A 12,938-nucleotide genomic window follows, 5' to 3' on the forward strand; every position below is an offset into this window, starting at 1 on the left:
ATAACGTCTAGTAGCGCTGCGCCTTCGCGACCACGGCGGTCAGCTGCGATTCCGCCGCTTCCGTGCTGATGGCGAGCGGCTGGGCCTTGGCGCCCGGCTTCAGGTCCTCCGCGCCGACGTAACGCGTCTGCACGACCTTGCCGTCGGGGTCGCGGAAGTCGACCTGGACGGCGTAGGACGTGGTCTTGTCCGTGCTGTTGGTGATGTTCACGACGACGGCCAGCAGCCCGGCCGTCTCGGAGCGCGGCTTGCCGGTGAGGGAGACGTCGGCGGTCGCGTTGCCCTTGCCGTCGACGTCCTTCAGGGCGTTCTTGGCGGCCCGGTTGGCGCGCTCGGTCTCCGCGGACACCGAGGCCAGCCATGCCGAGGCCTGTGCGGAGGCGGAGGAGGCGAGGGCCGAGACCGACGCCTTGACCGACTCCTTGACGGAGGCGAGGGCGGACGGGACCGAACCGGAGAAGGACACCGTGGCGGTCGCTGAAGTGCTGGACGAGGAGCCGTTGTCGTTGTTGTCCGAACTGCACGAGACGAGGGACGCCGCGCTCAGCGCTGCCAGGACGAGCCCGGTGAGCGCGGTCGCGGTCCGGCGTCGTGGGGTGGAAGAGAGCATGAGGTCCTCTCGGCGGCAGTTGTTTTCTCGGCGGCAGTTGTCATGATTCGTCCCCATCCTGCGGGCGACGGGACGGCCCGGCCACTTCGGCGGGCCCTAATGGCTCGCGCTACCGGCTGGCGGGTCGTGATGGTGCGCGCTACCGGTCGGCGTTGAGCGTGTCCACCGCCCCGCGCGCGTCGCCGATCGTCGTGTAGTCGACGGCGACGAAGTTCACCGGCCGGCCCCGCTCCCGTTCGCACTCCGCGACGCGGTTCAGGACGTAGTCGCGGGCGTTGACCTCGCCCGCGTCCAGGCGGCTGCCGCCGCCCGCGGTGATGAAGTGGTTGAGCAGGAACAGCCGCTTGCCGGTGCCGCCCCGGTGCGGCTCACAGCTCATCTGGTCGGGGCTCCGGAAGGAGAACGGCGTCTCCATGCCGTAGCGGTAGAAGTTCCGGTACCACGCGGCCGGACCGTCGGCCTGCTCGGCGAAGACCACCAGCCGCCGACCGCTGTCGATCATGTCGCCCAGCGTCGGCCAAGGCGCCGCGGGATCGTCGTCCGGCGTGAAGACGAGGTCGCTCAGCCCGGCCCGCGCGAACGCCGCCGCGGCGTCCTCGCCCGAGATCGCGTCCTGCACGATCAGGGTCAGCACCTCGGTCGGATGGTCGCGCATCCAGTCACCGATCTCCCGGAGCTCCGGCACCAGCGGAATCGCCCCGGCCCGGCACACGGAATGGCACAGCCACACCCCCTCACGGGGCGGGTTGACCCGGTTGACGACGTGAGCGATCAGCGCGCGCTGCTCGGGCGAGAAGTCGGACGCGTTCAGCCGCGCGGTGATCTCGTCGGGCCGCTCCCAGCGGTAGGTGTCGATCTGGAGGCCCCGTACCCCGTCGTCCAGCTGGGTGGTGATGGCCGGGTCCTGGAGCGGGCCGATGAACCGGTCGACGGTGGTCGACATGGCGTTGTGCGAGGTCAGGAAGGCGACCTCGTCGTAGGGCCGGTCGCACAGCCGCGCGCTGCCCTCGCACCGGCGCGGGGCCTCGGGCGCGGCCAACGGCACCAGCACGAGACCGGCGAGGGCGAAGGCGCTCGCGCCGACGGCAAGCGGACGGATGTACGCGGCGGCAGGCGCCGTCCGCAGCCGGGGGCGTACCTGAAGAGCCCACCCGAGCCCGGCGAGCAGCGCCCCCGCCACCAGCGGGACCAGCGCGCTGCCGAGAGCCGCGGCCGTCATGTCGTCGACCGCCGTGCGCCGGAGGTCGTCGACCAGGCGGGCGAGGCCGGCCGGCCAGCTCGCCGGCGGATCGACAAAGCGGCCGCCGCCGACAAGACGTACGAGCACGACGACCAGAGCCGTCAGCAGACCACCGGCGGCCAGCGCCCAGCCCAGCAGCATCGGCCTGCGGCCGGGCGCGGCGGAACCGGTGAACCACAGCACCGCAAGGGCGGCGACCAGCAGCGCTGCGGCGACCGCCTCGACGATCCCGAGCCCGACCGCCGTATAGGGGCGAACGCTCCGCAGAGCCGCGAGGTCGAGGGGGCGGTCGAGGTTCCAGTGGCTGCCTCCCGCGAGCGTCCGCAGCCGGGCCGCGGCGTCGTGGGTGCGTTCGGACACCACCGCGGGTGCCACTGCCGCGAGCACGGTGCCGATGTCCCCGTCGCCCAGGGCCACTTCGACGTCCGGCCGCAGCGCCTCCCGCCGCTCCTCGGGAAGCGCGGCGAGGAGGTGCCCGGCGGCTGTGGCGGCCTGCTCCTCGGTGAGGGGGAGAGCGGGCAGCGAACCGGGGACGCGGCCGGCGACGACATGCTCCAGCGCGGCCGACAGATCCGCCGAGAACGCGGCGAAGTCCGGCTCGGTGCGGTTCTGCACGGAGGCGACGAGATCGCCGAAGTAGACCTGGGCCAGGTCGTCGACGTTGTCCAGCACCGGGCGCAGGTCCACGGACAGGTTGAGGGTGTCCCGGTCGCCGCGGAGGTACCCGACGGCATTGCCGATCTGTTCCTGGGTCAGGTCCCGGACCGTCTCCGGCGGCAGCACCAGCTTGATGTTGGAGGTGACCACGGCCTCCGGCACGGGCAGCCCGGCCAGCAGGTTCCGGGTCACCGGCGCGGCCTTCGGATCGACCAGGACCTCGTCGTAGAGCCGGTCGTACGCCGACTCCTCGTCCAGCACCGATCCGTAGAAGCCCGCCGACACGACCGTGGCACGCGCCGTGGCCGCCGCGGCGACGATCAGCGTGCACAGCACGGCCGCGGCGAAGGCGAGGACGCGCAGCACTCTGCGCGAGGTCACGGATTCCATGGGCACCTGCTCCTCATGGTGATCTGGCCCCGTGGACCCCGCACCCGGGGGGTGCCCCGGCCCGGCGCGAGGCGTTCCCGGGACCGCCTACTCTTGAGGGATGACCATCAGCAGCGACCGGAGCCCGGCAGTGGACGTCTCAGTGCCCAAGACCTACGAAGTTCGTACCTACGGGTGCCAGATGAACGTCCATGACTCCGAGCGATTGTCCGGACTGCTGGAAGAGGCCGGGTACGTGCGCGCGCCCGAGGGCTCCGACGGGGACGCGGACGTGGTGGTCTTCAACACCTGCGCGGTGCGCGAGAACGCCGACAACCGCCTCTACGGCAACCTCGGCCGCCTCGCGCCGAAGAAGGCCTCGCGGCCCGGCATGCAGATCGCGGTCGGCGGGTGCCTGGCGCAGAAGGACCAGGACACCATCGTCAAGAAGGCGCCCTGGGTGGACGTCGTCTTCGGCACGCACAACATCGGCAAGCTGCCGGTCCTGCTGGAACGCGCGCGCGTGCAAGAGGAGGCGCAGGTCGAGATCGCCGAGTCCCTGGAGGCGTTCCCCTCCACGCTGCCGACCCGGCGCGAGAGCGCCTACGCGGCCTGGGTGTCGATCTCCGTCGGCTGCAACAACACCTGCACCTTCTGCATCGTCCCGGCGCTGCGCGGCAAGGAGAAGGACCGCCGCACCGGCGACATCCTCGCCGAGATCGAGGCCCTGGTCTCCGAGGGCGTCTCCGAGATCACCCTGCTCGGCCAGAACGTCAACGCGTACGGCTCCGACATCGGCGACCGCGAGGCCTTCAGCAAGCTGCTGCGGGCCTGCGGGAAGATCGAGGGCCTGGAGCGCGTCCGCTTCACCTCCCCGCACCCGCGCGACTTCACGGACGACGTCATCGCCGCCATGGCCGAGACGCCGAACGTGATGCCGCAGCTGCACATGCCGCTCCAGTCCGGTTCGGACACGGTGCTGAAGGCGATGCGCCGCTCGTACCGGCAGGAGCGTTTCCTCGGGATCATCGAGAAGGTGCGCGCCGCGATGCCGGACGCCGCGATCTCGACCGACATCATCGTCGGCTTCCCCGGCGAGACCGAGGAGGACTTCGAGCAGACCATGCACACGGTCCGCGAGGCCCGCTTCACCAACGCCTTCACCTTCCAGTACTCCAAGCGCCCCGGAACCCCGGCCGCGACCATGGAGGGGCAGATCCCCAAGGAGGTCGTCCAGGCGCGCTACGAGCGTCTCGTCGCCCTCCAGGAGGAGATCTCCTGGGACGAGAACAAGAAGCAGGTCGGCCGCACGCTGGAGCTGATGGTCGCCGAGGGCGAGGGCCGCAAGGACGGCTCCACCCACCGCCTCTCCGGCCGTGCCCCCGACAACCGCCTGGTCCACTTCACCAAGCCGGACGAGGAGGTCCGCCCCGGCGACGTGGTCACGGTCGAGATCACGTACGCCGCCCCGCACCACCTCCTCGCCGAGGGCCCCGTCCTGAACGTGCGCCGCACGCGCGCGGGCGACGCCTGGGAGAAGCGCAACGCCGCCGAGGCGGCGAAGCCGGCGGGGGTGCTGCTGGGCCTCCCGAAGATCGGCGTACCGGAGCCGCTGCCGGCGGCCACGGGGGGCTGCGCGGCCCACTGAGGGCAGAGGTCAGGGGCTGTACGCGTTCGGCGCTGCACGGCGTTACGCTGCCGATCATGCTTGTCGCCGCCGCAGTCTGCCCCTGTCCTCCTCTCCTCGTGCCCGAGGTCGCCGCCGGTGCCGCGCCCGAGCTGGATGCCGCGCGTGCCGCCTGCACGGACGCGCTCGGCGTGCTCGCCGCTGCCCGGCCGGACGTGCTGGTGGTGGTCGGGCCCGCCGAAGAGAGCGGGCGGGGGACGCACGCCGAGGGCACGCGGGGTTCCTTCAAGGGCTTCGGCCTGGACGTCGACGTACGACTGGGCCGGGACACGGGTGACGCGGCCGAGGACACGCTGCCGCCCTCGCTGTCCGTGGCCGCGTGGCTGCTGGCGAGGACCGCGTGGTCCTACGCCCCGGTCGAGGGGCTCGGCGTGGGGGAACCTCTCGCGGCCGAGCGGTGTATGGAAGTCGGAAGGGACATCGCCGTGCGGGCCGAGCGCGTGGCGCTGCTGGTGATGGGCGACGCCAGCGGCTGCCGCACGCTCAAGGCACCCGGCTACCTGGATGAGCGCGCGGCACCCTTCGACGCGGAGGTCGCGCGGGCGCTGGGCGCGGCGGACGTGGCGGCCCTGGAAGCGCTGGACGCGGAGCTGGCGTACGAGCTCAAGGCCTCCGGCCGGGCCCCCTGGCAGGTCCTCGCGGGCGCGGCGGAGGGGGCAGGGCTCGGGGGGCAGCTGCTGTACGAGGACGCGCCGTACGGGGTGGGGTATGTGGTCGCGGCTTGGTCCTGACCGCCCGGCTGCCCTGACGCGGGCAGGAAACTTCGGACGGCCGTACGGCGTGAGGTATGTGGTCGCGGCCCGGTTCTGACCGCCCGCTGCTGCCCTGACGCGGGCAGGAAACGGCGGACGGCCGGGAGCGGTTGCTCCACGGCCGTCCGCCGATGTGCCGTTCAGGAAGCGGGCGGCGGTGCGGACGGGGGCGTGGTCGAGCCGCCCGTACCACTGTCGCCCTTGTGCGCGAGTCGGTCCATGGCGTCCTTGGCCTTGCCCGTGCCCGTCTGGATCTTGTCGCTGTACTTGCCCTTGGTCTTCTTGTCGACGGCCTGCGCGGCCTTGTCGAGACCGTGCTGGACCTTGTCCCCGTGCTGCTGAGCGAGTCCGGAGACCTTGTCCTTGGCCGGGCCGAGCTTGGCTTTCAAATTGTCCAGGAGACCCATCGTTCACCTTCCCGCGCGGGGCAGTTACGTGCGGGCGCTCTCGCCGGCTTCGCTGTCGGCCGCCGCTTCGGCGGACTGCTGCTTGGGGATCTCGACGCCGTCGGCGGCACCGGACTCGCCGGACTCCGTCGCCGGCTCCGCGTCCGTCTCGGCCTTCGCCTTCGCCTCGGTCGACGCGGCCGCTTCCTCGGTCTCGGTCCCGGGCTCGGCTCCGGCCTCCGACTGCGCCTCGGCCGGCTCCTTCGCCGCTGCCGGCTCGGTCGCCTCGTCCGACTCGGCTTCGGCCGTCAGCGTGGCGGCCCCTGCCTCGGCGGTTGACGTCTCCTCCGCAGTCTTCGACCTCCGGAGAAGCCGTGCGAAAACACCCATATCCGCTCCATACGTTACTCGTGCGGGCGAAATCCCGCGTCGCCCGGTGCGCCCATTTGCGCCGACCGGGGTGCCGCCTTCGCAAACCGGCGGCGAAAACCTCGCAACTGGCAACGACCCCGAACCCGTGTCGTCACGTAACTCGTTCGAGGCCACACCGCGACGTTTGCGAGACTGGGGCGGTGAGCAGCGCACCCCCCGCCCCCCGAGTCATCGCCGTCGTCGGACCGACCGCGGCCGGAAAGTCCGATCTGGGCGTCTTCCTGGCCCAGCGCCTCGGAGGCGAGGTCGTCAACGCCGACTCCATGCAGCTCTACCGAGGGATGGACATCGGCACCGCCAAACTGACGCCCGAGGAGCGCGGCGGCGTCCCGCACCACCTCCTCGACATCTGGGACGTGACCGTCACGGCGTCCGTCGCCGAGTACCAGCGCCTCGCACGCGAGCGGATCGACGCGCTGCTCGCCGAGGGACGCTGGCCGATCCTGGTCGGCGGCTCCGGCCTGTACGTCCGGGGCGCCGTCGACAACCTCGAGTTCCCCGGCACCGACCCCGAGGTCCGGGCCCGCCTGGAGGAGGAGCTCACGCTCCGCGGCTCCGGCGCGCTGCACGCCCGCCTGGCCGCCGCCGACCCCGAGGCGGCGCACGCGATCCTGCCCAGCAACGGCCGCCGGATCGTCCGGGCCCTGGAGGTCATCGAGATCACCGGCCGCCCCTTCACCGCCAACCTCCCCGGCCACGACTCGGTCTACGACACCGTCCAGATCGGCGTCGACGTCACGCGCCCCGAGCTCGACGAGCGGATCGCGCGCCGCGTCGACCGGATGTGGGACGCGGGGCTCATCGACGAGGTGCGCGCACTGGAGGCGCGGGGGCTGCGCGAGGGGCGCACGGCCTCGCGTGCGCTCGGCTACCAGCAGGTGCTCGCGGCGCTCTCCGGGGAGTGCACGCTGGAGGAGGCCCGGGCCGAGACCGTACGTGCCACCAAACGCTTCGCGCGCCGCCAGGATTCATGGTTCAGGCGCGATCCGCGGGTGCACTGGCTCAGTGGGGCTGCGGCGGATCTCACAGAACTTCCCCAGCTCGCACTGGCGTTGGTCGAACGACCGGTTACAGCCTGATCACGTCCTGGCATCGGGACGCTCAGGCCGTCATCCGGCCCGTCGGCGCCGTGCCATCATCGAGCTTCGATCGACCAAGTGGAGTCCGAGTTGGGAGGGCGCGTGGCGATGGAGGCCGGCCCTCGCGACACCGCACGAAGCACCGAGCCCCGTACCGCCGACGGCGGTGAAACGGAGCAGGACGGCGACCGTCTGAGCCCCGACGGGCCCGATGAGACGCAGGGTGGTGTGATCGCCGACGGCCCCGAGCCCGAGGAGATGTTCGCCGACGGCCCCGAGGTCGAGGTCGAACTGCGTCCGCAGGGCCGGATGCGTATCTGGCAGCTCGCCCCGATCGTGTCCCTGGCCGCACTCGGCTCCCTGATGTTCGCGTTCCCGCTCGCCTTCGACTTCGGCGACAGCGGGGCCGTGATCGCGATGCTGGGCCTGCTGATCTGCTCGTGCGCGGCGGGCTGGGGCATGATGGCCGCGCGCCGGGTGGGATACACGCTGCCGGGGCTGCCGCAGCGGGGGTCCGGGCGCCGCGTGGACTGGCGCGTGGTGCTCCTGTACGTGGTGGCCGTGGCCGCGGTGGTCGCGCTGGCGGTGTTCCGCGTCGCGCGGCTGCGCTGAATCCGTACACGCGCGTGCAGGTGCCGTAGGCGCACGCGCGCGTGGAGCTGCCGTCCGGCCGCCCGTGACCGGCTGTCGTACCCACCCCGTACGATCGAGGAATGAGCACGCGGATCGCCTTCCTCAAGGGCCACGGCACCGAGAACGACTTCGTGATCGTCCCGGACCCCGAGAACGCCATCGACCTGCCCCCGGCCACCGTCGCCGCCCTGTGCGACCGCCGGGCCGGCATCGGCGGTGACGGCCTGCTGCACGTGGTGCGGTCCGCGGCACACCCCGAGGCGAAGCACCTTGCGGCCGAGGCGGAGTGGTTCATGGACTACCGCAACGGCGACGGATCGATCGCCGAGATGTGCGGCAACGGCGTCCGCGTCTTCGCCCGCTACCTCCAGCACGCCGGGCTGGTGACCGAGGGAGACCTCGCCCTCGCCACGCGCGGGGGCGTGAAGACCGTGCACCTCGCCAAGGACGGCGACGTCACCGTCGGCATGGGCAAGGCCCGCCTCCCCGAGGGGGACGTCCAGGTGAGCGTCGGCGAGCGCAGCTGGCCCGCGCGGAACGTGAACATGGGCAACCCGCACGCGGTGGCCTTCGTCGAGGACCTCGCCCACGCGGGCAACCTGTACGACCCGCCGCCCTTCAGCCCGGCCTCCGCCTATCCGGACGGGGTCAACGTGGAGTTCGTGGTCGACCGCGGCCCGCGACACGTCGCGCTGCGGGTGCACGAGCGCGGGTCCGGCGAGACCCGCTCGTGCGGCACGGGCGCGTGCGCCGTCGCCGTGGCCACCGCCCGCAGGGACGGCGTCGACCCGGCGGTGACCGGGACCCCGGCGACGTACACCGTCGATGTGCCCGGCGGCACCCTCGTGATCACCGAGCGGCCCGACGGGGAGATCGAGATGACCGGCCCGGCCGTGATCGTCGCCGAGGGCGAGATCGACCGGGAATGGCTGGAAAGCGCCGCGCGTTGATCGAGTGAAACGTGGGTTCCGGCGGTTCGGAACGCGGGGATCCACAGCCTCACCCGGCACCGGTCATACGAAACGACGGAGAACCGCAGGTCGGGTGGCGCGAAACCGTAAACCTGAAAACCGTCGCTCGAATGGGTGATCCGTTTCACGCTCGACGAGAGGCGGTCAGCCGCGCGTGATGGGCTCGGTAGCATCAAGCACCGGCCCGGACGGGGGACCGATGCCATCCCCTGTGCCGTGTCCGCCCTGGGGCACCCCGTCCGCCGGTCAATGCAGCCGGAGGTGCCCATGAGTGCGGAGGCCACGAACCCCGCGACCCCAGGTCCGGTAACAGGACCTGCGGCGCGCTGGCGGGCGCGGATCGACCTGCGCCGCCTGGGCCGCGCCGCCCTGCTCGGCCCGGCCGCCCGCGACCGGCTGCCGGACGCCATCGGCCATGTCGCGGAGGCCCACCGCGCCCACCACCCCGACGCCGACCTCGAACCCCTGCGCCGCGCCTGGGTGCTGGCCGAGTCCTCGCACCGCGGCCAGATGCGCAAGAGCGGCGAGCCGTACATCACCCACCCGCTCGCGGTCACCCTGATCCTCGCCGAACTCGGCGCCGAGACCACGACGTTGACCGCCTCGTTGCTCCACGACACCGTCGAGGACACCGATGTGACCCTCGATCAGGTCGGCGAGGAGTTCGGCGCCGAGGTGCGCTATCTCGTCGACGGTGTCACGAAGTTGGAGAAGGTCGACTACGGCGCCGCCGCCGAGCCCGAGACCTTCCGCAAGATGCTGAAGGCCACCGCCGGCGACGTCCGCGTGATGTCGATCAAACTCGCCGACCGGCTGCACAACATGCGCACCCTCGGTGTGATGCGCCCGGAGAAGCAGGCGCGCATCGCCAAGGTGACCCGCGACGTCCTCATCCCGCTCGCCGAACGACTCGGCGTGCAGGCGCTCAAGACCGAACTGGAAGACCTGGTCTTCGCGATCCTGCACCCCGAGGAGTACGAGCACACGCGTGAGCTGATCGTCGACAACGCCTCCCGCGCGGACGACCCCCTCGCCGAGATCGCCGACGAGGTGCGCGGTGTCCTGCGCGACGCCGACATCCAGGCCGAAGTCGTCATCAGGCCGCGTCACTTCGTCTCCGTGCACCGAGTGGCCCGTAAACGCGGCCAGTTGCGCGGCTCGGACTTCGGCCGGCTGCTCGTCCTCGTGAACGAGGACGCGGACTGTTACGGCGTGCTCGGCGAGCTCCACACCTGTCTGACGCCCGTCGTCTCGGAGTTCAAGGACTTCATCGCCGTACCGAAGTTCAACCTGTACCAGTCGCTGCACACCGCCGTCGCCCGCCCCGACGGCCAGGTCGCCGAAGTCCTCATCCGCACCCACCAGATGCACAAGGTCGCCGAGGCCGGCGTCATCGCGCTCGGCAATCCCTACGCTCCTCCTTCGGAGGAGCCCGTCGACGGCGAGCGCGAGGACCCGACCCGGCCCGGCTGGCTCTCCCGGCTCCTCGACTGGCAGGAGGCCGCGCCCGACCCGGACACGTTCTGGTCGACGCTGCGCGAGGACCTCGCCCAGGACCGCGAGATCACCGTCTTCCGCCCCGACGGCGGCACTCTGGGCCTGCCCGACGGCGCGACCTGCGTGGACGCGGCGTACGCGCAGTACGGCGAGGACGCGCACGCGTGCATCGGCGCCCGCGTGAACGGCCGGCTGGCGACCCTGAGCACCGTTCTGCGGGACGGTGACACCGTCCAGCTCCTCATGGGGCAGGACCCGGCCTCGGAGCCCTCCAGGGAGTGGCTGGAGCACGCCCACACGCCCGCCGCGCGGATCGCCATCCAACGGTGGCTCGCGACGCATCCCGCGCCCGAGGCTCCCGGGGAGGGGCTGGGCGAGAGCCTGCACGGCACGGTGGACCGCCCTGAGGGCCTCCAGGGCGGTGCTGAGGCGCCTGCCGGGTCCGCCGACACCCCGGCTGTCGTCGACGCCCAGCGCAGCCGCCCGCGTACGCCCGACAGCGCGCCGGCCCGCTCGCGCACCGCCGACGTCCTCGTCGACCAGCCCGGCGCGACCGTGCGCCTGGCGGGCTGTTGCACGCCGGTTCCGCCCGACGACGTCACCGGCTTCGCCGTGCGCGGCGGAGCGGTCACCGTGCACCGCGTCGAGTGTCCGGCGGTCGCCCGCATGAAGGAGGCGGGGCGACCGGAGGTGGAGGTGCGCTGGGGCGACACCGCGGAGTGCCGGGTGACGCTCTATGCCGAATCGTTCGGCCGCCCCCATCTGCTCGCGGACCTCACCGAGGCGATGGCGCTCGAAGGCGCCGAGATCGTCTCGGCGACGGTCGAACCCCCGAGCCAGCAGCGGGTCCGCCACACCTACACGGTCGACCTCCCTGACGCGGCCCTGCTCCCCGCCCTGATGCGGGCGATGCGGAACGTGCCCGGGGTGTACGACGTGAGCCGGGCGCAGACGCAGGGGGCCTGACGCGGGAGCGGAACACGGCGGGGGATCGCCGCGGCGTCACCTCGGTCGCACTCGTTCGGGTGGGCCGGGCGCGAGTCGTCGCCGTGGGGCGCGGGTGCGCTGGTAGCGGTGGTGCATGCTGCTCACCCCCCACGCCAGGACGCCCCGGCGGCTCAAGGCGGCCGCGCTGCTCGCCTCCGCCGTCTCCGTCTGCCTCGTCGCCGCGAGCGCCCCCGCCGCTCCGCTGGGGGTCGGCGACCGCCTCTTCCCGCACCTGGGCAACCCCGGATACGACGTGGCGTCGTACGACCTCTCCTTCACCTATTCCGGCTCCAACAGTGAGCCGCTCCAGGCCGTCACCACGATCGACGCCTGGACGACCACCCCACTGGACCGCATTAACCTCGACTTCGCGCACGGCGAGGTCGAGTCGGTCGAGGTCGACGGCGAGCCGGCGTCCTTCGCCAGTGCCGACGAGGATCTGGTCGTCACGCCCGAGGAGGCGCTGCCCAGCGGCAGCTGGATGCGGATCACCGTGAAGCACACCAGCGACCCCGTGTCCTCAGAGCAGCGCGACGGCGGCTGGGTACGGACCACCGACGGGCTCGCCATGGCCAACCAGGCCGACGCCGCCCACCTGGTCTTCCCGTGCAACGACCACCCCTCCGACAAGGCGGTGTTCACCATCCGCATCACCGCGCCCGACGGCTACACCGCCGTCGCCAACGGGCTGCCGGCCGGCGCCGACCGCGCAGCCGGGGCGACGACCTGGACGTACCGCACCCAGCACCCCATGGCCACCGAGCTCGCCCAGGTGTCCATCGGCCGCTCCACGGTGCTGCACCGCGAGGGGCCGCACGGACTGCCGGTCCGCGACGTCGTGCCCACCAAGCACCGCGAGGCGCTCGAACCCTGGCTGGAGAAGACCCCGGACCAGATCTCCTGGATGGAGAGCAAGGTCGGCCGCTACCCCTTCGAGACGTACGGGCTGCTCATGGCCGACGCCGACACCGGCTTCGAACTCGAGACGCAGACGCTCTCTCTCTTCGAGAGAGAGCTCTTCACCGAGCCCGCCTACCCTCAGTGGTACGTCGAGTCGATCATGGTGCACGAGCTGGCCCATCAGTGGTTCGGCGACAGCGTCGCCCCGGCGTCGTGGTCCGACCTGTGGCTCAACGAGGGGCACGCCACCTGGTACGAGGCCCTGTACGCCGAGGAGAAGGCCGGCAAGTCCATGGAGGCGCGGATGAAGGCGGCGTACGGTGCCTCCGACCGCTGGCGCGCGGCCGGCGGCCCGCCCGCCGCGCCCAAGGCGCCCGACCCGGGCCAGAAGATCAGCATCTTCCGCCCCAACGTCTACGACGGCGCCGCGCTCGCCCTGTACGCCCTGCGCCAGGAGATCGGCCGCGAGACCTTCGAGCGCCTGGAACGGGTCTGGGTGAGCCGCCACGAGGACGGCACCGCCACGACCGCGGACTTCGTCGCCCTCGCCTCCGAGATGTCCGGACGCGACCTCGGCGGGTTCTTCCAGGACTGGCTCTACGGCGAGAAGACCCCGCCGATGCCGGGCCACCCGGACTGGAAGTCCGTCGCGCCGGGCAAATAAGGCAATGACGCACCGGGCAAATAAGGCAATGACGAGACGCCTCGTCCCGTGCGACCATCTTCGGGTCGGCGCGG

The 12,938-nt window shown here is 72.0% G+C and carries 11 protein-coding genes; 7 read left to right on the top strand and 4 right to left on the bottom strand.

The window, feature by feature from the left end; translation table 11 throughout:
• Window positions 1–7 precede the first annotated feature (7 nt).
• Both CRP56_RS31450 and CRP56_RS31455 read right to left on the bottom strand, forming a co-directional pair.
• A complete protein-coding gene (locus CRP56_RS31450; protein WP_097269686.1) occupies window positions 8–610 on the bottom strand; it encodes a hypothetical protein in 603 nt (200 codons plus the stop codon).
• Window positions 611–749: 139 nt separating this feature from the next.
• Entirely contained in the window at window positions 750–2,897 is a 2,148-nt protein-coding gene (locus CRP56_RS31455; protein WP_097269688.1) for a hypothetical protein, read from the bottom strand.
• A gap of 100 nt (window positions 2,898–2,997) precedes the next feature.
• Between CRP56_RS31455 and miaB the strand changes: the two genes are divergently transcribed.
• Entirely contained in the window at window positions 2,998–4,524 is a 1,527-nt protein-coding gene (gene miaB, locus CRP56_RS31460; RefSeq protein ID WP_179143434.1) for a tRNA (N6-isopentenyl adenosine(37)-C2)-methylthiotransferase MiaB, read from the top strand.
• A gap of 56 nt (window positions 4,525–4,580) precedes the next feature.
• Window positions 4,581–5,294, top strand: a complete 714-nt coding sequence (locus CRP56_RS31465) for a class III extradiol dioxygenase subunit B-like domain-containing protein (protein ID WP_097269690.1) — start codon at window positions 4,581–4,583, stop codon at window positions 5,292–5,294.
• A gap of 161 nt (window positions 5,295–5,455) precedes the next feature.
• Here CRP56_RS31465 and CRP56_RS31470 read toward each other — a convergent pair whose 3' ends face one another.
• Together CRP56_RS31470 and CRP56_RS31475 are read right to left on the bottom strand one after the other, a co-directional pair.
• The gene (locus CRP56_RS31470) at window positions 5,456–5,722 is read right to left on the bottom strand and encodes an antitoxin (RefSeq protein ID WP_097269692.1); all 267 of its coding nucleotides are present in this window, start codon (window positions 5,720–5,722) and stop codon (window positions 5,456–5,458) included.
• A 24-nt stretch (window positions 5,723–5,746) separates the two neighbouring features.
• On the bottom strand, window positions 5,747–6,091 hold the full coding sequence (locus CRP56_RS31475; protein ID WP_097269694.1) for a hypothetical protein: 345 nt from the start codon (window positions 6,089–6,091) through the stop codon (window positions 5,747–5,749).
• A gap of 182 nt (window positions 6,092–6,273) precedes the next feature.
• Here CRP56_RS31475 and miaA point away from each other — a divergent pair, with 182 nt between their 5' ends.
• The 5 genes from miaA to CRP56_RS31500 all read left to right on the top strand — a co-directional run bounded on the left by miaA (window position 6,274) and on the right by CRP56_RS31500 (window position 12,864).
• Window positions 6,274–7,212, top strand: coding sequence for a tRNA (adenosine(37)-N6)-dimethylallyltransferase MiaA (miaA, locus tag CRP56_RS31480; RefSeq protein ID WP_097269696.1), 939 nt, complete (start codon window positions 6,274–6,276; stop codon window positions 7,210–7,212).
• Window positions 7,213–7,320: 108 nt separating this feature from the next.
• Window positions 7,321–7,824 (top strand): hypothetical protein, encoded by a 504-nt coding sequence (locus CRP56_RS31485; protein WP_179851343.1) that lies wholly within the window; start codon window positions 7,321–7,323, stop codon window positions 7,822–7,824.
• Window positions 7,825–7,925: 101 nt separating this feature from the next.
• The gene (dapF, locus tag CRP56_RS31490) at window positions 7,926–8,795 is read left to right on the top strand and encodes a diaminopimelate epimerase (protein ID WP_097269699.1); all 870 of its coding nucleotides are present in this window, start codon (window positions 7,926–7,928) and stop codon (window positions 8,793–8,795) included.
• A 288-nt stretch (window positions 8,796–9,083) separates the two neighbouring features.
• Window positions 9,084–11,279, top strand: coding sequence for a RelA/SpoT family protein (locus CRP56_RS31495; protein WP_097269700.1), 2,196 nt, complete (start codon window positions 9,084–9,086; stop codon window positions 11,277–11,279).
• Between the two features lie 115 nt (window positions 11,280–11,394).
• On the top strand, window positions 11,395–12,864 hold the full coding sequence (locus CRP56_RS31500) for a M1 family metallopeptidase (protein WP_097269703.1): 1,470 nt from the start codon (window positions 11,395–11,397) through the stop codon (window positions 12,862–12,864).
• Window positions 12,865–12,938 lie beyond the last annotated feature (74 nt).

The sequence above is a fragment of the Streptomyces sp. TLI_55 genome (assembly GCF_900206255.1).
Taxonomy (GTDB): domain Bacteria; phylum Actinomycetota; class Actinomycetes; order Streptomycetales; family Streptomycetaceae; genus Streptomyces; species Streptomyces aquilus.